Genomic DNA, 23,799 nt, shown 5'->3' on the forward strand with positions numbered 1-23,799 from the left:
ATGAAAATGAAAAAAATAACTTCATTACTTTTGGTAATGCCTCTTTTCTTCTGGGCATGTACCGATTTAGAAGTAGAAGAATTGGATTCTGTTATCATTGAATCATCTTCAGGTGAGTTTAGTGGCGTAGACCCTTCGGAAGGGATTACTTCAGCCTATAACAGAATCAATGGGTTTGGCGATCAAGCTAATTTATACGCTTTATTAGAGGTAACTTCTGACGAGCTTCTTGTTCCTACTAGGGGAACTGACTGGGGTGATAACGGAGTTTGGAGAACTTTACATCAGCATACTTGGGATGCAACCCATGCCCACGTTCTTAGCACTTGGAATAACCTGAACTCTAACGTATTCCAGCTAAACCAAGTATTAGCTCCAGCTAGTGGCGCTAATACTGAACAAATTGCTGCTGCTAAATTCCTAAGAGCATATAATATGTTTTTGATCCTGGATTTGTGGGGTCAAATTCCTTACAGAGATGTTAATGATGGCGTGGATTTCAATCCGATTGTTTATTCGGGACAGGAAGCATTCGATTTTATTCTTAGTGACCTGAATGATGCAATTCCAAATTTACCTTCAGTAGGGCCAAGTGATCAAACAAGATTTGCGTCTAAAGCTTCTGCTCAATTCCTATTAGCCAAGTTATACTTGAATAAAAATGTTTACTTAGGTGGCGAACCTCAAGCGGCAGACATGACCAAAGTAGTTGATGCCGTTGATGCTATTCAGGATGAAGGATTTGGTCTTCATGACGGTTTCTTCGACATTTTTGCTCCAGATGTAAACTCAGAAACAATTTTCTGGGCGGCAACATCTGTAGGTAATAGAATTTGGAACAGCTTGCACTACAATGTGAGACCTCCAGATAACACTGGTGGTGGATGGAATGGATTCAGTACCACTGCAGAATTCTATAACCTATTTGAAGGCCCTTCAGATTCAAATGCTCCAGGAATGGGTCAGGAAGAAAGAAGAGGATTTGTGCCAACGGATAATCTTGGATATGGATTCCTTGTAGGATTACAGTACGATATCAATGGAACAGGTAATCCCTTGACAGATAGATCTGGTAATCCTTTAGTGTACACCAAGACTTTCCCTGGTTTAGCAGGTAATAATGAGAGAAATGGTATTCGTCTTATCAAATACCACCCAGATAATGGTTCTTATGCTTCTCACTTAATTCTATTTAGATATGCTGATGCACACCTTATGAAAGCTGAAGCTATTGCCCGTGGCGGATCAAGTTCTGAAACCGCTTTAGCTTTAGTTAATGAATTAAGAGTATTGAGAGATGCTACGCCTCTTCCAAGCGTAACAATGCAAGATCTTCTTGATGAAAGAGGTAGAGAACTTTACATCGAAGGATGGAGAAGAAATGACCAAATCAGATTTGGTGTATTCGCTGACACTTGGCCAATGAAAGACGTAACAGAGACTTTCAGAACCAAATTCCCAATTCCTTCTGTAGCTGTTAGTACCAATCCTAACCTTGTACAGAACGAAGGATACTAAAAGCGTAATCCTTTAGAAAATTTAATAAAGGTAGTCCAATTGGACTACCTTTATTTTTGCTCTTAGCACCTAGTTTTAATAACTTCAACAGAATCTAAATACCAAAAAATGAGGCTCAAAACTGGATTTTTAATTTGGCCATTACTTTTTGTTTTCTCTTGTCAAAATCAACCCGAAAAGGAAGACACTTCACTTAAACTTTTTGATGTCCTGTCAGAAAAGGACACTGGGGTTGACTTCTCAAACGATATTGAAAACAAAGCCAAATTCAACATTTTTAGCTATAGAAATTTTTATAATGGCGGAGGCGTAGCGATTGGAGATGTAAATAATGATGGACTGCCTGACATCTACCTCACAGGAAATCAAAAACCTAACAAGCTTTACTTAAATAAGGGTAATCTTGAATTTCAAGACATTACTAACAATGCCAAAGTTCAAGGATCAAAAGCATGGAGTACCGGGGTTTCTATGGTAGATATAAACCAAGATGGCTATTTGGATATTTACGTAAGCAACTCTGGTTTTACCGAAGACGGAGACTTAGAAAATGAACTTTTTATTAATAATGGAGATCTCACCTTTACTGAAAAAGCAAAAGAATATGGTTTAAACGACAACGGCCTCACCACACACGCAGCATTTTTTGACTATGATTTAGATGGAGATTTAGATGCCTACATACTGAACAATAGCTTTATTCCCGTAAATACTCTGAATTACCAAAACAAAAGAAATTTATATGCTGAAGATTGGGACGTTAAGGATTTCGTTAAAGGTGGTGGAGATAAACTTATGAGAAATGACAACGGCAAGTTCGTTGATGTAAGTAAAGAAGCTGGTATTTATGGAAGCCTGATCGGTTTCGGTTTAGGCATAACCATAGGAGACGTGAATGAGGACCAATGGCCTGACATTTACATTTCTAATGATTTTTTTGAAAGAGATTACCTCTATATCAATCAACAAAACGGGACTTTTAAGGAAGACATTAAGGAAAGGGTTGGCCATATCAGCTTAGCGTCTATGGGAGCCGACATGGCCGACATTAACAATGATGGACACCCTGAAATATTTGTAACGGAGATGTTGCCCGAAACAGATAAACGACTGAAAACCAAAAGCCTTTTCGATGGATATAATGTTCACCAACTCAAACTTCAGCGAGATTTCTACTATCAATTCATGCAAAACACGCTTCAATTAAATAATAACGATGGCACGTTTAGCGAAATAGCATGGATGAGTGGAGTTGCAGCATCAGACTGGAGCTGGGGAGCTTTACTTTTTGATGCAGACAATGACGGCTACAGAGATATTTATATCAGTAATGGTGTTTATCAGGACCAAACAGACCAAGACTTTATGGACTTCTTTGCAAATGACGTAGTTCAGAAAATGGTTCTCACTGGGGTGAAAGAGAAAATGGAGAACGTTCTTGAAAAAATTCCGTCTAACCCACAACTCAACAAGTTTTACATCAACAATCACGACTTGACCTTTACTTCTCAAGAAGAGAGTCAAGGTTTAGATGTTCCTAGCTTTTCCAATGGAGCAGCATATGCGGACCTTGACAATGATGGCGACTTGGATTTAGTGGTGAACAACCTAAACCAAAAGTCATTTGTAATAAAAAACAACAGTGACCTTTCAGGTAATCACTACTTGAAACTTAAAATTAAGGGTGAAAAACCTAATCTTAATGCCGTAGGAACTAAGGTCTATCTTTATTCTTCAGAAGGAGTCCAATTCAGTCAACTTATTCCAAACCGTGGGTTTCAGTCTTCAGTAGATTTTCCAGTTCTTTTTGGACTTGGTAAAAATCCAAAAGTGGATTCACTTGTATTCATTTGGCCTAATCAAACACAGAGCACCCTGCTTTCCCCTCCTACCGATTCCACTTTGACTATCAATTATGCGTCACTCGAAAAACAAGCACTAAAATCTGCTCCTGCTCATAAAAGTGATCCATTATTTACTGAAGTCAATAATGGTATTGACAAGCACACCGAAGACACTCAAATTGACTTCTATAATGAAGGTTTAATCATAAAAATGCTCTCTAAAGAGGGACCAAAAGTTAGTAAAGGAGATATTAATGGTGATGGTCTGGAAGATTTAGTAATCGCTGGTGCAAATAAACAATTCACCAAAGTTTACTTTCAAAATAGTAAGGGTTTCACTGCTAATTCAGCCATTGAATTACCAGGAAGTGACCTATATGAAGACACAGCCATAACACTTTTCGATGCTGATGGAGATGGAGATTTGGATATTTTTGTAGGCTCTGGGGGAAATCATTTTCAAGAAAACAGCCCACAACTTGAAGATCGACTTTACATCAATAACAAAGGAAGCTTCTCACAAAGAAAAAACACTTTTACCGAAGATAAAGTCAACACAGCTGTTGCCATTGCGCTCGATTACGATGAAGATGGAGATCTCGATCTATTTATTGGTAGCAGAAGCGTTCCTATCAAATATGGAGTAACACCGCGAAGCTATCTATACGAAAACGATGGAAAAGGAAACTTTACAGACGTAACCGTAAGAAGAGCCTCTGAATTTAAAGATCTGGGAATGGTAACGGATGCTACATTCGCAGATATTGATGGCGATAATAAAAATGAACTGATCATTATTGGTGAATGGATGTCTCCTAAAGTATTCAAAGTAGAAGGGAAACAGATTACGTCAGTCCAATCTAACCTAAACGATTATCATGGTTGGTGGTACAGTATTAAAACTGTAGATGTTGATAATGATGGAGATTTGGATTTAGTAATGGGAAATAGAGGTGAGAACTTCTTCTTTACTGCTTCTAAAGATGAGCCTGCTAAATTATGGGTGTCGGACTTTGATGGAAATGGAACCACTGAGAAAATTATGACCAGAACGATTGATGGTAAAGACATGCCATTAACGTTGAAAAAGGAGTTGACCGATCAACTGCCTTTGTTAAAAAAGCAGAATCTTAAGCACGAAGAATATGCTACCAAATCTATTCAAGATTTATTTACCGAAGAGGCTATCAGCAAAGCTGATGTTAAAACTGCCAATTATTTCAAATCAGCCATAGCCATAAATAATGGTAATAATCAATTTACTGTAAAAGCCCTACCAGCACAAACTCAAATATCCAATGTTCAAGCCATTCATTCAGGCGACTTGAATGATGATGGATTACCTGACTTGGTACTTGGCGGCAATTTTACAGATTTTCTTCCTCAGTATTCCAAGCTTGATGCGAGCTACGGACAAGTTCTCATCAATCAAGGAGGAGGTAAGTTTAAATTGATTTCTTCCAATGAATCAGGAATAAAAATAAGAGGGGATATTAAGCAAATTCTCCCTTTAGAGATAAATGGAAACCTACACTTGCTCTTCTCTATTAACGACAAAGAGCCGGTTCTTTTAAAGAAAACTACTAAAATATTGAAAAACGAATAATGGTAAACAACCTTAAAAAAGCTTCAATAGCCCTATGTGCGGCATTTGTACTGGGTTGTAGCACTGATAAGGATGCTCAGTTTGAGATGTTAACATCAAGCAAAACTCACCTGAGCTTTATCAATGAACCCAAACAATCCGGAGAGCTTAATGTGCTTAATTACATGTATTTTTTTAACGGTGGAGGATTGGCTGCGGGCGATTTTAATAATGATGGCCTGATAGACCTCTACTTTACCGCCAATATGGGTGAAAACAAAATGTTCCTGAACAAAGGCAACATGGAGTTTGATGATATAACGGAAAAAGCAGGAGTAAAAGGCACCAACAATTGGACTACGGGCGCTTCAGTAATCGACATCAACAATGATGGTCTTTTAGACATATATGTTTCTGAAATTGGAGACTACGAAATACTTACAAGCGTAAACCAACTTTATGTGTGCACCGGAATAGAAAATGGTATTCCTAAATATGAAAATCAAGCTATTCAATATGGCTTGGATTTGGTCGGTTTTTCAACTCAAGCCACTTTTTTTGATTATGATGGAGACGGAGATTTAGATATGTTCCAACTCAATCATTCCCTTCATCAAAACGGTACTTTCGGGCAAAGAGCAAGTTTCGAAGGTAAAGTTGATCCTAAATCAGGAGATAAATTGCTGCGAAATGACAATGGCAATTTTGTTGATGTTACAACCGAAGCAGGTATTAAAAGTACCGTAATTGGCTATGGACTTGGAGTTGTTACAGGCGATATTAACAACGATGGATGGCCAGATATTTACATTGGCAATGATTTTCACGAGAATGATTACCTATACATAAATCAACAAGACGGGACATTTAAAGAAGTTCTTACCGATCAGATGATGCACACCAGCAGGTTTTCGATGGGTGTAGATATGGGCGATATCAATAATGACGGTCAAACCGAAGTTGTTTCTTTAGACATGTTACCCTCAGACCGTGACATCCTGAAAAAATCTCTCGGAGAAGATGGCTACGATATTTTCCAATTTAAAGTGAGGTTTGGCTATAATCGCCAGTTTGCCAGAAATAATCTCCAACTCAACAATGGGGATGGCACGTTTAGCGAAATAGCCATGTTTTCGGGGGTATATGCTACCGACTGGTCGTGGGCTCCCCTTTTTGCCGACTTTGATAACGATGGCTACAAAGATCTATTTATTAGCAATGGTATTCCTAGAAGGATGAACGACATCGATTATGCAAACTTTCAACTCAGTAATCAAGAAGCTCAAATGAAGAGTCAAACCGGAGAAGCCCTGAATGATGAAGATTTGAAGGTTATTGAGAAAATGCCACAGATTAAAATCCCGAATAAATTCTTCCATAATCAAGGTAATTTGAAGTTTAAAGATATTGCCAATCACATTGCAGGTAATGAGGATAGTTATTCTAATGGAGCCATTTTTGCCGATTTAGACAACGATGGCGACTTAGATATTGTGGTGAATAATATTGATGAGGAACCTTTTGTATACAGAAACCTAAGCAATAAAAAAGAAGGAAATAAAGGCGAAAGTATAATCCTTAACCTAAAAGGATCGGCCAAAAACCTCAATGCTATTGGTGCCCGATTGGTAGTTGTAAAAAAAGACGGTCAAATTCTAAACAGCGAAAACTATGCGGTTAGAGGTTTTCAATCAAGTTCACTAGGATCACTCCACTTAGGAGTTGGCCAAAGCTCTGATGTAGAAAAAGTATATTTAATCTGGCCTGATAGAACTTATCAAGAAATTAAGCCAGAATATAATAAACCTTCATCTTTGGTTTGGAAGGCTGGACTCCCACAATTCGACTTCAGCATTTTCAATTCAAGAGCTAATAGTACTTTTAAATTTGATGATTTAACCGCTAATACAAACCTTAATTTCGAACACAAGGAAAATGATTTTGTAGAGTTCAACAGAGAACCTCTCATTCCTTATATGGTATCCAAAGAAGGCCCTGCTCTAGCAGTTGGCGATATAAATGGAGATGGTACCGAGGACGTTTTCTTTGGTGGAGCAAAAAGAGAAAGAGCTGTATTTTATACTCAAGAAAAAAACGGAACCTTTACTCATCACAACCAAGAATTCTATAAAACGGACAGCATATACGAAGATGTTGATGCCAAATTAGTTGATGTGGACAATGATGGTGATTTGGACTTAGTAATAGCCTCTGGCGGTAACGAATACAGTGGTAAAAGTGAATATTTGCTTCAAAGACTTTACTTAAACGATGGCAAAGGCAACTTTTCACGATCTCAAGATGCCTTTCCAAACGCATATATCACAGCTTCCTGTGTTCTACCAACCGATATCAATAATGATGGACTGGTCGACTTTTTCTTTGGAGGGAGGGCAACTCCTAATACATTTGGTGAAATCCCAAATTCTTACATTTTCATTAACAAAGGAAATGGTAAGTTCGAAGATCAAACAGCCCAAATTGCTTCTGATTTGTCCAATATAGGGATGGTTACTGGTGGCAGTTGGGTAGATGTTGATAATGATGGAGACAATGATTTGATCTTGGCCATGGATTGGGATCATATCAAGCTTTTCACCAATAATGAAGGTAAACTTTCACAGTCGAATATTTCGCTCTCTAAGGGCTGGTGGAACTTTGTAGCTCCAAACGACTATGACCAAGACGGAGACATTGATATTCTGGTAGGCAACATTGGAAACAATAATCGTTTCAACCCCGATAAAGACCATCCTGTAAAAATGTATGTCAATGACTTTGATGGTGATGGTAGAAAAGAGCAAATCATTACTTATTTAATTGATGGAGTAGAAACACCATTTGCCACACATGCCGACCTAACCAAAAGACTGGTTTCACTAAAGAAGAAATACCTATATGCCAAGGACATGGCATCGGCCAGTTTGGAAGAACTTTTCGGAAAAGAAAAGTTAGAAAGTGCCATCAAATATTCCGTTGATAATTCTCAAAGTGTACTACTAGTAAATAATGGTGATGGCACTTTTGAAGAAAAATCTCTACCCGATCAACTTCAATTCTCATCTATAGAAACTTCAGCTTTTGGAGATTTCGATGGCGATGGCAAACCTGAAGTTTTTACAGCAGGGAATTTTTATCCAAACAATATAGAGATGGGAACATACGATGCCGACTTCGGTCATATGTTAAGCATCAACAAGCAGGGTGATATGGCAACTTCTTCTTTAGGTAATTTGAGCATTAGAGGAGAAGTTAGAAAAGTAGCCAAGATTATTATAAATGGAAGAGTTTGTTACATTCTCGCCAAAAACAACGATTTGGCTCAAGTAATTAGTTATAAGGACAAAACTGTTCCGTTGACAGAAGTTAAATAATATAATTTTTTGAAAATCAATTCCTTACACTTGATCTTCTAAGATTGAAAAAGGAAATTTAAATCACAGAATCAAAACCAAGTAGAAATGAAGAAGATATGGATTTTTGTGTTGGTCGCTTGCATTCAAATGGGTTGTTCTGAAGGGAAAAAAGAAGTTTCCGTAGATGCCAATGTTATGCACGACACCATGCAACAAATTACAGATGTAATTGTGCATGATATTTTTTCACCGCCCATAGCGAGCCGTATTTATACTTATTCCAGCATTGCAGGATATGAAATATTGGCCTTAAACAACCCCAATTATAAGTCTTTAGCAGGCCAGCTTCATGGCTTAACAGCTATTCCTAAACCTGAAAAAGAAATCAGCTATGATTTAGCTGCTATTCAAGCAACCATTAAAGTAGGAACCAATCTAATTTTTTCTGAAGAGAAGATGGAAACTTACAGGGACGAGCTTTATAAAGAACTGAAAAAGGGTGTGGACACTGAGTTCTTTGATGCTTCCATAGAATATGGAAATCAAGTTGCAGCTCATATTATGAAATGGTCTTCAGGAGACAATTATAAGGAAACAAGAACATTCCAAAAGTTTTCTGTTCGCGATGAGACTGGTCGCTGGCAGCCAACTCCACCAGCCTATATGGATGCCATTGAGCCACATTGGAGTGAAATAAGAACCTTTGCTATTGACTCGGCATCTCAATTTGCTCCAGAAAAGCCTACAATCTACAGCATGGACAAAAACAGCCAGTTTTATAAGGAGGCTTACGAAGTGTATGAAACAGGCAAAAATCTATCGGACGAACAAGCTGAAATTGCAAGTTTTTGGGATTGTAACCCCTATGTGATGAATGTAACAGGTCACGTGATGTTCGCATCCAAAAAAGTAACCCCTGGTGGGCACTGGATTGGGATTGTTAAAATTGCATCGCAAAAAGCAAATGCCGATTTGGCCAAATCCGCCCAAGCTTATGCATTAACTTCCGTAGCATTGGCCGATGGATTTATCAGCTGTTGGGACGAAAAATACCGTAGCAACCTCATTCGCCCTGAAACGGTAATCAATAAGTACATTGATGAGGAATGGTTGCCTAAATTACAGACCCCTCCATTTCCAGAATATACCAGCGGTCATAGCGTAATCTCAAGTGCCGCTGCGGTAGCTTTAACTTCCATTTATGGCGATAACTTTAGTTTCCACGATGATTCTGAAGAAAAATACGGCTTACCTCCACGCGATTTCACTTCATTCATTCAAGCTTCGGAAGAAGCCGCAATTAGCAGGCTATATGGTGGAATTCACTATCGCCCTGCGATTGAAAACGGAGTGACCCAAGGCCGTGCTATAGGACACTTTATTGTGGACAAAATCAAAATGACGGACACTCAACTCTCGATGAATGAAAATTAAAAATATTCAAACTTACTTAGGGCTCGCGGTCATACTGCTAGCCCTTTTTTCATGTAATTCGCCAAAGGCACCCAAAGCTCCTGACTTTGCCAAGTTCTATGCTTCTGATATGTTTCACGACATTCAGATGGCAAGGATTTTTCCCAACTCAAAAACCTTTGTAGATTGCCGACCAAAAAGTGATTTAGAAGAAATTGAAAAGGCCTATAATGAAGAAAAAGAAAAGGCTGATTTCGATCTGAAAGCTTTTGTCAACGAACACTTTGAATCACCCTATACGTATTCAAAAGACTTTGCTTCGGACACTACAAAATCCATGAAACAACATATTCTGGATTTGTGGCCGGTGCTGACCCGAAAAGCTTCAGATGCTCAATTGCGTTCATCGCTCATTCCTTTACCCAACGATTTCATTGTTCCGGGAGGTCGATTCCGTGAAATTTATTACTGGGATAGCTACTTTACTTTGGAAGGTTTAATGGTTTCCAACCAAGAAGACATGGCCTTAAACATGGTTAAGAACTTTGCTTTTCTTATCGATTCTATTGGCTTTGTACCTAACGGAAACCGTGCCTACTATCTGGGCCGATCGCAACCTCCATTTTTCTCAGTAATGGTGGCCAGAGTAGCCGATAAAGATAGAACTCGCTTCGAAGAATTTCTTCCTGCATTGGTCAAAGAATATGAATTCTGGATGACAGGCTCGGAAGGGCTAGAGCCGGGAAAAGCAGAAAAGAGGGTAGTGAAAATGGAAGATGGTAGCTTGCTCAATCGCTATTGGGATAATTACGCACTACCAAGGCCAGAGTCCTATAAAGAAGATTATGAATTGGCAGAAAAACTGGGCGGAGATAAAGAAATAATCTATCGCCATTTGAGAGCTGGAGCAGAATCAGGTTGGGATTACTCAAGCCGCTGGTTCAGAGATGGCCAAACCATTGAAAGCATCCACACCACTGACATCATTCCTGTAGATTTGAATACACTCCTTTATCATTTAGAAGTTAAAATCGCTCAAGGCTACAACTGGGCAGAGCAATTGGATAAAGCCCAAGAATTTATGGAAAAGGCAACGCAGCGCAAAAATGCCATCATGAAATATCTTTGGGATGAAAACGATGGTTTCTTTGTCGATTACGACTTTGTGGCTCAGCAACCTACGGGTGTGCTTTCTCTTGCAGGCGCCTATCCCCTCTTTTTTAAAATGGCCGATAAAGCTCAAGCGAAAAAAGTAGCTGAACGCCTCGAAAAGGAATTTTTGAAAGATGGCGGTTTCGTAACCACCAATAATGCGACTGGCCAGCAATGGGACGCTCCGAATGGTTGGGCTCCCCTTCAATGGATCACCGTGAATGGCTTATTCTACTATGGCTATGGAAATTTGGGTAATCTGGCGGGCAAACATTGGCTCGATAGAAACAAAGAAGTTTATAAAGCTACGGGCAAAATGGTTGAGAAATACAATGTAATGGACGTCTCTCTTTTAGCCGGTGGAGGTGAATATGCTCTACAAGATGGTTTTGGATGGACTAACGGAGTTGCCGTAGCTTTTCAAAAAATCTTTGAAGATGAAATGAAAGTTGAAGAAATGAAGCGGTAACTTTGCCCAAGGGAGAAGGGACAATACACTAAAATTAGATCACATTATGTACCCTTATATTGGCATTTTACTTTTTGCAATTGGCGCTTTCGCGTTTTTCAGAGCCCTTTTAAAAAAAGGCCCACAAAAAAACGATGGCCGAGCTTCAATCAATAAAACTAGAGATATGGTAGGAGGCTTCTGCTTAATGGCAGCAGGCCTCCTTATGGTTTTGGGCTATTAGCATCCGTCTGAATCTCACCGCTTCTCACTATGAATTCACCCCAATTCTGATTATCATTATACTGAATAGAAATCAACTGAATGTGGCTAAAACAGCCATTTTCAAGTCATTTCAACCCCAGTATTATGAGCCAGCAGAAATTTATCATTGCCCTGGATCAAGGCACAACCAGTTCGCGATCCGTACTTTTTAATGAAAAGGGCCAAATTGTAGATATCGCCCAGAAAGAATTCACTCAAATCTTTCCAAAATCGGGCTGGGTAGAACACGACCCAAAAGAAATTCTTTCAAGTCAAATGGATACACTTTCTGAGCTGATTGCCAAGAATAAGGTAAAAGCAGAATCCATTGCGGGCATAGGTATCACCAATCAACGCGAAACGACAATTGTTTGGGATAAAAATAGTGGCGAGCCAATTTACAATGCCATTGTTTGGCAAAACAAACGCACGGCCAAAATTTGTGAGGAACTAAAAAACCAAGGGCTGGAATCATACATTCGAAATAATACTGGCCTTGTGGCCGATAGTTATTTTTCAGGAACCAAAGTGAAATGGATTCTGGACAATGTTGAAGGCGCAAGAGAGAAAGCCGACAAAGATGAACTGCTATTTGGCACAGTAGATTCTTGGCTGGTTTGGAACCTCACCAAAGGAAAAGTTCACGCTACGGACTACAGCAATGCATCGCGAACCTTAATGTTCAACATCAAAACTTTAAAGTGGGACGATAAAATGCTGAAGGCGCTAGATGTTCCTAAATCCATGCTGCCCGATGTAAAACCCAATGTCAGTGACTTTGGAAGCTATGAATTGGATGGCGTTTCGATTCCCATTGCAGGCATTGCGGGCGATCAGCAGGCAGCGCTTTTTGGGCAAGCCTGTTTTGAACCCGGTATGGCCAAAAACACCTATGGCACAGGCTGTTTTATGCTGATGAATACGGGAGAAGATTTACAACTTTCATACAACGGATTGCTCAGCACCATCGCTTGGGGTTTGGATGGTAAAATATATTATGCACTAGAAGGCAGCATTTTTATAGCCGGAGCGGCCGTGCAATGGCTCAGGGATGCGCTGGAAATTATCGACCATGCCAGTGATTCTCAAGCCATAGCCGAAAAGTTGAAAGATAGCCATGAAGTGGTTGTAGTGCCAGCGTTCGCAGGCTTGGGTGCTCCATATTGGGACATGTACGCGCGCGGGGCCATCTTCGGCCTTACCCGTGATACGGGCAAAGAACACATCACCAAAGCCACCTTGGATTCACTGGCTTTCCAAACCCGCGACATTCTTCAGGCCATGCAAAAAGATGCAGGTTTGGCTTTAAAAGAACTGAAAGTAGACGGTGGCGCAGCAGCCAATAACTACCTCATGCAATTTCAGGCCGATATTTTGGGAACCGATGTAGAACGGCCAGAAGTCATAGAATCCACAGCGCAAGGAGCAGCTTATCTTGCTGGTATTTCAGTAGGCCTTTGGAAGCAAGAAGACATTATTGAAAACCGAAAAGTTGAGCAACTATTTGAACCGAAAATGGGTTCTGAACTCAGAGAAAAGCTTTATGCTACTTGGCAAAAAGCCGTCAAAAGATCTATGCACTGGGTAGAAGAATAATATGAATACAGAATTTCTTTCTTCTCACAAACGAGCAGATTTAATCCATTCCATCAGCTCTCAAACCTTTGATTTATTGGTCATTGGAGGCGGCATTACTGGCGCTGGAATTGCTCTCGATGCTGCTTCGCGAGGCTTAAAAACTGTTTTGGTTGAAAAGAATGATTTCGCTTCTGGCACCAGCAGTAAATCCACCAAACTGATTCATGGTGGCTTGCGCTACTTAAAGCAGTTCGAAATTGCGCTAGTGCGTGAAGTCGGAAGAGAAAGAGCAACGGTTCATCGCTTGATTCCGAATTTGGTCACTTCTGAAAAAATGCTTCTGCCATTGATCAAAGATGGCACTTTTGGCAAGTTGATGACATCTATTGAACTCATGGTTTACGATGTTTTGGCAGGAGTCGAAAAGGTGGATCAGCGTAAAATGCTCAATATTGAAGAAACGCTGGAGAAAGAACCTTTGCTTAGCGAAGACAATATAGAAGGCGGTGGTATTTATGCCGAATACCGCACAGATGACGCGAGGCTTACCATCGAAATTATAAAAACAGCGTCAAAATATGGCGCGCAGTGCATCAATTATGTGCAGGCCGATGAATTCATATACGAAAACGGAATAGTAGTTGGCATAGAGGCCACCGACTTTATCGGCCAGCAGAAGATTTTCATTAGGGCGAAAAACACTATCAGTGCAGCCGGGCCTTGGGTTGACGATTTGAGGAATCTCAACCATTCCATGAACCAAAAACATCTTCACCTTACCAAGGGTGTGCACATTGTAATTCCGCATTATAAGTTCCCTCTAAAACAAGCCATCTATTTCGATTTTCCTGACAAGCGAATGGTTTTTGCCATTCCGCGAGGAAAAATAACTTACATAGGCACAACCGATACGGATTATTTTGGAGATAAGGACCATATTCTAACCTTAAAAGAGGACGTGGAATACCTTATTAACGGAACGAACCATGCTTTTCCGAAGCTGCACTTAAAGGTAGAAGATGTGGAATCGAGCTGGGCTGGCGTTAGGCCTTTGATTCACGAAGAAGGAAAATCAGCTTCAGAGATTTCGCGTAAAGATGAGATTTTCGAGTCGGAAACAGGTCTTATTTCCATTGCTGGCGGTAAGCTCACTGGCTATCGCAAAATGTCAGAAAAGGTTTTGGACAAGCTTTACAAAAGACTTCATGAAGAAGATGGACAGGCCATAATCCATTCCAAAACAGAGCATATTGATTTGGATGGTGGCGCTTTTGAAAACGCAAAAGCCGTTAAGAAATATCGCAAGCAAATTAAAGCTCGCTTAGAAGCCTTCGGTTTGGAAAAATACTACGCCTTCTATTTGGTAAGCAACTATGGCAAAGCCACGGACAGCATAGTAAATGGAATGGAGAAGTATGAAAATGAAGATCCAAAATTGCGATTAATCCGCGCTGAACTAGCCTATTGTTTAGAAAACGAAATGGTTTTCACTCTTCAGGATTTCTATATCCGAAGAACAGGTCGATTGTATTTCGATATCAAGAGCATTCCTGAAACCTTGGATATCGTGATTGCAGATTTTCAAGCCTATTTCGGTTGGAATGATCAACGCATCCACCAAGAAAAACAAGAAATTGCCACAGCAATCCGAGAGGTTTCGGTGTTTGGTTGATTGCTCTTTTCAGTCTTAGCAACAAAGTAAGACATGAAAGAAGTAAACAAGAACTTTTGGAAAGTTCTAAACTTTCCAAAAGCTAACCATTAGATTATTAGACTATTTTTATTCATCAAACTTGAAATTCAAACTGTATCTTAGAAGAAGTTATGAGCCTTTGGTTGCTCATTTCCCTTTGTTGTGATTTGCTTTCAAACTGTATCTTAGAAGAAGAACCAGATCTACTGTAGTAGTGGCGGATGGGTTGTGATTTGCTTTCAAACTGTATCTTAGAAGAAGAGCCAAAGCCTTGATCTTCCCATTCAATCCGTTGTGATTTGCTTTCAAACTGTATCTTAGAAGAAGCAGCCTCAAACCCCAACGGGTATATAAGTGGTTGTGATTTGCTTTCAAACTGTATCTTAGAAGAAGATACCATTTGAGCACAAGCCCTAACCTGGAGTTGTGATTTGCTTTCAAACTGTATCTTAGAAGAAGACACCAAGCCAATACAAGACCGTCACGACCGTTGTGATTTGCTTTCAAACTGTATCTTAGAAGAAGCAGGGGAAAGAAGGCAAAGGAGGTTTGCCCGTTGTGATTTGCTTTCAAACTGTATCTTAGAAGAAGAAATGAAGCCTATCCCTAATATCTCTCACCGTTGTGATTTGCTTTCAAACTGTATCTTAGAAGAAGAATCATTGCAGCAAAACAATATAGAAGAGGGTTGTGATTTGCTTTCAAACTGTATCTTAGAAGAAGATTCTTTCTGCAATCCCATTGCATATGTTAGTTGTGATTTGCTTTCAAACTGTATCTTAGAAGAAGCATGTAATTCTTTACTAAATCAGTATCTACGTTGTGATTTGCTTTCAAACTGTATCTTAGAAGAAGAACATCATAGCCGCTGCCTGCCCCTTCTGTGTTGTGATTTGCTTTCAAACTGTATCTTAGAAGAAGTTGGTTTTGTTTAGCAATGCAACGGCAAAAGTTGTGATTTGCTTTCAAACTGTATCTTAGAAGAAGGATTAAAACGGTATGTTCACTTTGGTAAGTGTTGTGATTTGCTTTCAAACTGTATCTTAGAAGAAGAGTGTTGGTAACTCAACTATCACACAAGATGTTGTGATTTGCTTTCAAACTGTATCTTAGAAGAAGTCAGTTGTCGCTGTTAATCCAAGGTTCTTTGTTGTGATTTGCTTTCAAACTGTATCTTAGAAGAAGTCGGCTATAGTTCAAAAAAGCAGGGGCAGAGTTGTGATTTGCTTTCAAACTGTATCTTAGAAGAAGCTTAGGATCGATATTGGTAAGGTAAGAATCGTTGTGATTTGCTTTCAAACTGTATCTTAGAAGAAGATGTGTTACAGTGTAGGCCTTACCTGCTCTGTTGTGATTTGCTTTCAAACTGTATCTTAGAAGAAGTCCTAAAGGCACTATATGGGTATTGGATAAGTTGTGATTTGCTTTCAAACTGTATCTTAGAAGAAGCAACCTTGCTGAAACTTCTGTGGTGTCCGAGTTGTGATTTGCTTTCAAACTGTATCTTAGAAGAAGTAAAGGGGCTGAACACTGAAAAACTTACAAGTTGTGATTTGCTTTCAAACTGTATCTTAGAAGAAGAGGGAAGGTAACTTGGAAGCTTCTGAACTTGTTGTGATTTGCTTTCAAACTGTATCTTAGAAGAAGGATTAGTATTGGGTTAATATAAGTCCCACCGTTGTGATTTGCTTTCAAACTGTATCTTAGAAGAAGTTTTCCCATTTTATTAGTTTTGTTTTAATTGTTGTGATTTGCTTTCAAACTGTATCTTAGAAGAAGAGGTGGAAGTTCAATTGATCTCACTAGTGAGTTGTGATTTGCTTTCAAACTGTATCTTAGAAGAAGGTTTACGTTATGAAGTATTCCTATTTTAATGTTGTGATTTGCTTTCAAACTGTATCTTAGAAGAAGCTTCTTTGGCTTTTCTGTCAGCCTCTTCTGTTGTGATTTGCTTTCAAACTGTATCTTAGAAGAAGTTTTCCCATTTTATTAGTTTTGTTTTAATTGTTGTGATTTGCTTTCAAACTGTATCTTAGAAGAAGCGTGTAAATCAATTCCTTTAAATCAGGCATGTTGTGATTTGCTTTCAAACTGTATCTTAGAAGAAGTTTCCGAATTTAAACATAATTATATTTTTAGTTGTGATTTGCTTTCAAACTGTATCTTAGAAGAAGTGGTTATGTGATGAATGCACTGATAGCCTTGTTGTGATTTGCTTTCAAACTGTATCTTAGAAGAAGTAAGCTGGCCCTTTGTAGAAGTCCGCAACCGTTGTGATTTGCTTTCAAACTGTATCTTAGAAGAAGATACCTCTCTATAATCCACTGAAAAACTGCGGGTTATAGGGTTAAACCCTGATTGTTTTTTATAAATAATCAGGGTTTTTCTTTGTTCAATACTAAAACCCAAGTGGTTATAATGAGCATTTGATTCTTAAAACAGTTCCAATTGTTGAACAGGTTGAGGAATTTCTTCGGGCTTGGCAGAAATAAATACTTCCATCATACCAAACTGTTTGTCCGTAATATGAATGATTCCCACATGGCCTTTGGGCGGAAGGTTCTGTTTAATTCTTTTGATATGCACCTTTGCATTTTCCATGCTAGGACAATGCCTTAGAAAAATGGAAAATTGAAATCGGCTAAAACCATCCTTTTCCAACACATCTACAAATTTCCTGTAGTTCTTGGTGTCCTTTTTGGTTTCCGTAGGCAAATCGAAAAACACCATCACCCACATAACTCTATATTGATTAAATCTTTCAAAACTGCTCAAAACTCAGGAAACTTAATGCTCTTCTTTTCCTTAGCATAGCACTGGTATAGACTGGCTGTAGTTTGTTGAACCGCCAACATTAAAGGGCTTCTTTGGCCGTTAATGGTCACATCCAAAACAGGTATTTGAAGCAGCTTCTGTTTTAAAGCAGGAGTCAGTTCGGAATAGTCATCATGAGACCTTACAAGCTCTAGAACAAGCTCATCTACAAAAGGACGATAAGGCTCCATTACATCATCTGCTAAGCAATAAGCATTGTATTGGTTGCTATGATGATAACCCAAAGTTGGTAACAGTCCAGAGCCCATAAGCGATCTGGCTACAATAGCACGAAGTATAGAGTAACCATAATTGAGCAAGTTGTTGGGTTCGCCTTCATATCTACCTCGTTTAAAGCTGCTTACCAAATCAGTAAAAATGCACTTCCAATAATAGGCCGCTGCTCGGGCTTCAAAGTTATCAGGATCGCCATTTTGAACTTTATCAGCCCAACGGTTCATATTTTCTACAGCTATGTCGTTTTGAGCCAAAAGTGCAGCTTGGTTCTTGATTTTTGCCTTTATGGTCTGTTTCCACAATCTATCTTTAGCCGCTTGGCTTGCTTCAATTTGAACCCTAAAATGGCCTTGTTGAGTATGGTGAGCATTAAGGTTCAGCATCATGCCTTGAGGCAAATGTTGTGCATCGCAGGTAACTATCGCTACATTATTTCCCAGTAGCAGATGGATCAAATAATGGCTTAAGGTGATTTGATGACTTTCTAAAAGAAGAAGACCTATATCTTCTATGGGCACACTTTTCTCTACTTCTGAATCCGGATATTTAACAATCAATTGTTGCTTTCTGGCACTGAGATATGCTGGCTTAGAAAAAAATAAAGTGCGTTTTATCATGGTTTTTGGGGTTTAATAAAGGTTTCCGAAACCGATAGGTCTATGTAGAGTAGAAAGAATCATCTTTATCATATAAAATTTGAGAATAGGAATTATGGAAATCGGTGTAGGCTTCATTTCCTCCAAACCAAAGAAGAACCTTTTCCTTATCTATTAAAGAAGGTTTTTGAGAGGTAATGGTCGTATAACTTGAAAAAGGCCATTGCTCCAAATTCTGGCAAAAGCCATGGTGAATTGGGTTTGTATGGATATATGCAATGGCATTAGAAATGTATTCAGAAGAGACGATCTCCTTTTTCTTGAAGTTAGACCTAAAAAGATTGCCCTTACGCTGATATTTTTTGTTGAAGGCTTGTGTATAGCTACTGAAAGTATTCGCAAACTGCTTACTGATATGGTACTCTAGCTTTTGGAAAGTTTGAAACTTTCCAAAAGTTCGCTCTATCTCTTCTTCCTGTTTAATTTCAATAAGGAAATGAAAATGGTTGGGCATTAAGGAGTAGGCCAAAGTATGAGCAATTGGTTCTATATATTTCTGCCACTGTTTTAAGAAATACCTATAATTCTCACTTTCAATAAAGAGATTCTCCGAACCATTCGCATGATTATAAATATGGTAGAGTTTCTCTGGTTGCATGGATTAGTATTTATTCGGTTTCAATTGGTTATCAACTTTAGGAAAGCACGGAACTCTAATTAGAGCTGTTTCAAATCCATGCAAGGCACATTTATTAATACCTTGAACCAAGTCATTCATATAGAAATTGATCAAGGCGATACAGAATTCTTCCACAATCAACTTTAGGAAAGTTTCGAACTTTCCTAAAGATCAGTCAGTCCTTTTCACAAAAGCTAATAACCAGATCTTCCCTACAGCATTTTTTCAATTCGACCAAGCTAGAATTCTAAGACTCCATGTTTTCTTACTACCTATCTTCAAACTCTTTATTCAACACATGTTGAGGTTTTAAACACTTCCAAGGTTTAGGCCTCCGCTTTTAATCAAAGCATGTGCTTTACATTAACTTTAGGAAAGTTTCGAACTTTCCTAAAGGCGAGTTAGAGGATGTAACCATTCTATTTTATCCATGAAATACTTCCATCAATTTTTATTTCAAAATCTTCTCCGTCAATAGCAAAATTCCATTGAGATTTCGTTAACCTTAAAAGCGGTTTATATTTGCTAAACGAGAGGCTAGAGACTTCAGGATAAATCTTTTTAGCTTGTGTCAAGTCTCCAGCTAATAGATGATGACGAAACCTTATTCGTCCATCGGATTCAAATTGATACGCTCTATAGAGCCTTTGTAAAAGAACCTCTTTATCTAAATCCCTTAACTCGTCTAAAGAGTCCTTATAAAAAATTACCTTATCTCCACTTTTCAAAACTGTCTTCAGTGGCAAAACACCCTTTCTCAATTCCAGTGTAGCATAGTAAGGAATCTGATAGAAATCTCTTGAGCTTTTTAATCCCAATTTGGAGAGTTCAAAAAGACTAATAATTAAGATTGATCTTTCCGTTTTATTCTTAATTGTTCCTTCATAGAAGAGACAGCATGCATTTTGTTCATTTTTAGAAAAAGTATGTGTTTTATATTCAAACTTGGATGAGAATGAATGTTCATGAACTTCAATAGCAGATTTATGCTTTAGGTTGGTCTCGAAACATCTTACTCTTCTTATTCGATTAACAGGCTTACCTGTTTTGTCCAACATATAGATACCACTCTCTAAAGCATCCTTAAACCCTGTGTCTCCTATTTGTAACTGAATTTGTTCGAATAGAGCTTTATCTACAATTACCTTTTCAAGGTCATCTAAACTCTTAAATCCATCGGTGTCATTAGGGCCTTTAAATTTCAGGTCTCTTCTTTTAACAAGTCTGATTTCATTGTCCAAAACCATTCTATTGCTTTCATCGAAAATGATTTTATTGTGCTGATCTCTTATGGGCTGTTTAACGGCTCCATAAAAAGATTCGCTGTGCAGTTGACCTCGAATGGTATCTCCTTTATCCCATTTAATCCTTCCGTCTAAAGATTTGACAATCTTTCCCCTTCTTCTCGCCTTTTTAAAAGTTGAAGTAAGTGTTCTGTCATCAACAAGGTTGTTAGCCAAGACCTCATTCTCAATATTGATAATATATGAAGCATTGAAATCCTTCCAATTGGCAGGTTTTATATGGTACTTCAGATTCTTCTCTTTTGCCAAATTGTATGCTTCGAGAATTTTTTCTCTCTGATAGCTGCCAGGTATCAGAGTCAGAATAGCGGCATCTACCGCATGATGGGAGTGCTTATTTCGATCTTTTTTCTGATCTAACTGAACTTGAAAAATGTATTTAAAATCATTTACGACCATACCCTTCTCTACACTTACTTTTTTAAATATGGTCTTTAGGTAAGGGAGAGCATATTTTGTTACCGTTTGTGTATCACGCAACTGACTATTTCTCCATTGAGGCTTATACTCCTCTCGAATGAATGTATATAATTTTGCTTTCCAGTAGGCTAAATCAAACTTTATTAAGTGCCTTTTTTGAACTAAAATATCTTTTTGAGCTTTGTCCGTAATGCTTTTGGAAACATGTAAATTTCTTCTCAAAGCTTGGTCTAACTCATCAACCTTGACTTCCATGAATTTGATGTTTCTTTTTACATCATCATAATTAGGTAGTTGTGAGGGCAGTCTTTTTTTCTTGATGTTCCGGTTGAACTCAGAGTTTGCCAATGTTAAGTTTTTTAGCTCAGAGTCAAAACATAAACTAACAGGTATAGTATGTTCTAAATCATACTTATTCCCGTCTAACACATCACAAATTCCAATGGACTCTCCAGTGTATAGACATTTTCGTTTTTGCTCTTCCCAAAGCCTAATCTTGTCTAAAAGCGTTCTGTCCTTTGGATCAAAATCGGTTCCACACTCCTTATTAATCTCTTCAATCTGTTTAGAATATTCTGTGTTCTCTCGTTCTCTTTGATTTTGATAAGTTCTAATAGCCGCACGCATATTATTATCATTAAGTTCTCGCGCGATTTCAACAACAACATGGGTGTCTTCATCTATCTTACCTATCTCAAGTAGATAGTTCAGCAATTGTTTAAGCTTGTGAAGAGATTTAAGAGCCATAGGATTTTTAAAACCTTTGCTTATCGGTTCTGGACTTCCCAAAAGCTTTAGAGAGAGATACTCATTTTGAGCATCTGGATTCCTTTTTTCAAAGGATGGAGTGCTTTTTTCACTAATAAGTACTTCTTGGCCTCTTAGTATGTATTTGTTAAATATCTCTGCATTTGGGTATTTTTCTTGTTCAGAAGGGTGCCACAAATGCTTTATATTTTCATCTGGCAGGTCATATTTAATTTGTAAAGCATTAAACAGTTCCTCGTGAAGTCTAGGTGTCCTAAGAAAAATATGCCGCTTGTTGTGAATAGGTATCTTTAAAAAAGAAAGAAAGTGTTCAGATACATAAGCCAGGTTTGCTTCTCTTTCCTCATCACTTAGGCTCTCCCAATTACGTTCTCCTATGTGTAATTTTAGTTTTTCTAAAATTTTGTTCTTTTCACTTTCATCTAGATCACGATCGTTTTCAATAAAATATCGGTGATCCTCTTCCAAATGCTCTTTTATAAGCCCATTAACTACAGTAATTAGTTGCTTGTCTCTGCTATTACTTGCGGTTAGTTCGTTTAATTCCTCAATAAAATAATCTATGTCACTATCTGAAATTTCAGTAAGGCCTAGAACTTTGGGCATATTGGCTAAGTAAACAGCAGTACTGTAAATAATTCCCTTCTTTAAATAAGGTAGAATTCGTTTTACAGCTGATAAGCCTAAAGTAGCATAGCCGCTCGTCAGTCTTATCTCTGAAAATCTTTTGGCCCCATTTTCATCTAGCCTAAGCTTTATGGAGGCAAACTCATAAAGCTTCTCCTTACTATCGAATGTCAATAAAACATGCCAGAGATCTTCAATTGAATAGCCATTACCTTGCTTAACTTTTGGCTGAGATGGTCTGTCATACAGATCTTCAAATTGTAGTACTTGTCTCCAATCTTTACCAAAGATTTGTTCAAAATCATAGAAGTTGTCTAGCGATACTACTTTAACCTTGTGCATTTTGGGCAAAGCATACTTTGAGTGCATTGAAGCACCATCTTTTTCTAGTTGATCAATAATATGCCTTACTTCAAAGTCCGACTTTCTTATAAAAAGGGGATAGATTTTCTCTTGTAGATATTCAGTCTGATCAATCCCTATCGGTGATTCTATCTTAAGGTTGTTAATAAAAACCCAAGTTTTATATTCTTGATAAAGAGGGTGACTGAGCGCAACTCTTCTTTTATTTTTCTCATAAGTACAAAGACCAATCTGCCCCTTCTGAGTTCTTAAAGGACGCTGCCAAATTATAGCCTTTTGAAGCCGAGAAAACTTGCTTTCATTTAGATTCTGGACTCTACAAATCTCCTTAAGTTCTGCATCATAGTCTTTTCTAAGGTTATATCGTTGTCTAATTCTTCCGCCCTTTTCTTTTTGAAAATGATAAAGTGCAGCACCAAGTGTCTTGTACTCATTAATAAAGTCAGCAATTGAATCTCTTCCAGGCGTATTATTCTTCTTAGAGCCCTCCAACATAGTCTTAGCTTCTTCTTCATCTCTACCCTTAAAGCCTCTACGCTGAACTAGTTGGTAAAACACTCGGCCCAATAGAAGAGGATTATCCTGATAAACCTTTTTATAAGCTTCATTAGCCGCAAATGCTCTAAAAGCATAATAGCTTTCATGCTTCGATTTACCTAATAAGTGGAAATCTGGCTTACCATCACCATCAAAATCAAATCTGATCCAATTAATGAATGCTTCAGAATTAGGATATTGCCGTTTTTCTCCTTTGGTATATTTTCTCCATTTATTCAGCTCTTCGATTGAAAGAGGGCACATTCCTTCTGAAATCAAGAATTCGAGAAGCTCAAATTTTCTATATTTTTCTGCTTGATAATTTCTTCGCTTGCCACGGCTTTCAGTACGCTTTTGAACCTTTGGAAATTCATTTCCCTTTTCTGAAGCTACCCCCTTATCGAAAAGCAACACTCCTTTATCGACTATTTGGTTTCCTTTTTTATGCTCATTTCGTAAAGCGAATCCAATACTGTTTGTACCAAGGTCAATTCCTAAAATCATGATATACTGTTTTTTATAAAAAAATAGGCTGTAAACTAACTTAATAAAATAAATCTAGTATTTTTGTTCAAAGAGAAAAAGAAAATGGTGCACCATTTT

At 38.3% G+C, this 23,799-nt stretch carries 12 protein-coding genes and 1 CRISPR repeat array; of the genes, 8 read left to right on the plus strand and 4 right to left on the minus strand.

Annotation, left to right across the window (positions count from 1 at the left end):
• Positions 1-6: 6 nt before the first annotated feature.
• The 8 genes from ACXACJ_RS18970 to ACXACJ_RS19005 all read left to right on the plus strand — a co-directional run bounded on the left by ACXACJ_RS18970 (position 7) and on the right by ACXACJ_RS19005 (position 14,830).
• Positions 7-1,518 (plus strand): RagB/SusD family nutrient uptake outer membrane protein, encoded by a 1,512-nt coding sequence (locus ACXACJ_RS18970; protein ID WP_475135995.1) that lies wholly within the window; start codon positions 7-9, stop codon positions 1,516-1,518.
• A gap of 108 nt (positions 1,519-1,626) precedes the next feature.
• Positions 1,627-4,968: a VCBS repeat-containing protein gene (locus tag ACXACJ_RS18975; protein WP_475135996.1), complete on the plus strand. Its 3,342-nt coding sequence runs from the start codon at positions 1,627-1,629 to the stop codon at positions 4,966-4,968.
• A complete protein-coding gene (locus tag ACXACJ_RS18980) occupies positions 4,968-8,321 on the plus strand; it encodes a VCBS repeat-containing protein (RefSeq protein ID WP_475135997.1) in 3,354 nt (1,117 codons plus the stop codon). Before ACXACJ_RS18975 ends, ACXACJ_RS18980 begins: the two co-directional genes overlap by 1 nt.
• Before the next feature lie 87 nt (positions 8,322-8,408).
• Positions 8,409-9,737 (plus strand): vanadium-dependent haloperoxidase, encoded by a 1,329-nt coding sequence (locus tag ACXACJ_RS18985; protein WP_475135998.1) that lies wholly within the window; start codon positions 8,409-8,411, stop codon positions 9,735-9,737.
• The gene (gene treF / locus ACXACJ_RS18990; RefSeq protein ID WP_475135999.1) at positions 9,727-11,337 is read left to right on the plus strand and encodes an alpha,alpha-trehalase TreF; all 1,611 of its coding nucleotides are present in this window, start codon (positions 9,727-9,729) and stop codon (positions 11,335-11,337) included. The genes ACXACJ_RS18985 and treF overlap by 11 nt, the downstream gene beginning before the upstream one ends.
• Before the next feature lie 46 nt (positions 11,338-11,383).
• Positions 11,384-11,560 carry a hypothetical protein gene (locus ACXACJ_RS18995; protein ID WP_475136000.1) on the plus strand — a complete coding sequence of 59 codons (177 nt, stop codon included), beginning with the start codon at positions 11,384-11,386 and terminating at the stop codon, positions 11,558-11,560.
• A 125-nt stretch (positions 11,561-11,685) separates the two neighbouring features.
• The gene (gene glpK, locus ACXACJ_RS19000) at positions 11,686-13,176 is read left to right on the plus strand and encodes a glycerol kinase GlpK (RefSeq protein ID WP_475136001.1); all 1,491 of its coding nucleotides are present in this window, start codon (positions 11,686-11,688) and stop codon (positions 13,174-13,176) included.
• Position 13,177: 1 nt separating this feature from the next.
• A complete protein-coding gene (locus ACXACJ_RS19005) occupies positions 13,178-14,830 on the plus strand; it encodes a glycerol-3-phosphate dehydrogenase/oxidase (protein ID WP_475136002.1) in 1,653 nt (550 codons plus the stop codon).
• A gap of 180 nt (positions 14,831-15,010) precedes the next feature.
• Positions 15,011-17,157: direct repeats of the CRISPR family, unit length 36 nt; unit sequence GTTGTGATTTGCTTTCAAACTGTATCTTAGAAGAAG.
• 127 nt (positions 17,158-17,284) lie between these two features.
• Here ACXACJ_RS19005 and cas2 read toward each other — a convergent pair.
• The 4 genes from cas2 to cas9 form a co-directional block, all read right to left on the minus strand.
• A complete protein-coding gene (cas2, locus tag ACXACJ_RS19010) occupies positions 17,285-17,626 on the minus strand; it encodes a CRISPR-associated endonuclease Cas2 (RefSeq protein ID WP_475136003.1) in 342 nt (113 codons plus the stop codon).
• Positions 17,623-18,519 carry a type II CRISPR-associated endonuclease Cas1 gene (cas1, locus tag ACXACJ_RS19015; RefSeq protein WP_475136004.1) on the minus strand — a complete coding sequence of 299 codons (897 nt, stop codon included), beginning with the start codon at positions 18,517-18,519 and terminating at the stop codon, positions 17,623-17,625. The genes cas2 and cas1 overlap by 4 nt, the downstream gene beginning before the upstream one ends.
• Positions 18,520-18,559: 40 nt before the next feature.
• Positions 18,560-19,156, minus strand: coding sequence for a transposase (locus ACXACJ_RS19020; RefSeq protein ID WP_475136005.1), 597 nt, complete (start codon positions 19,154-19,156; stop codon positions 18,560-18,562).
• A gap of 440 nt (positions 19,157-19,596) precedes the next feature.
• The gene (gene cas9 / locus ACXACJ_RS19025; RefSeq protein WP_475136006.1) at positions 19,597-23,700 is read right to left on the minus strand and encodes a type II CRISPR RNA-guided endonuclease Cas9; all 4,104 of its coding nucleotides are present in this window, start codon (positions 23,698-23,700) and stop codon (positions 19,597-19,599) included.
• Positions 23,701-23,799 lie beyond the last annotated feature (99 nt).

The sequence above is a fragment of the Roseivirga sp. AWQ4_251 genome (genome assembly GCF_056158225.1).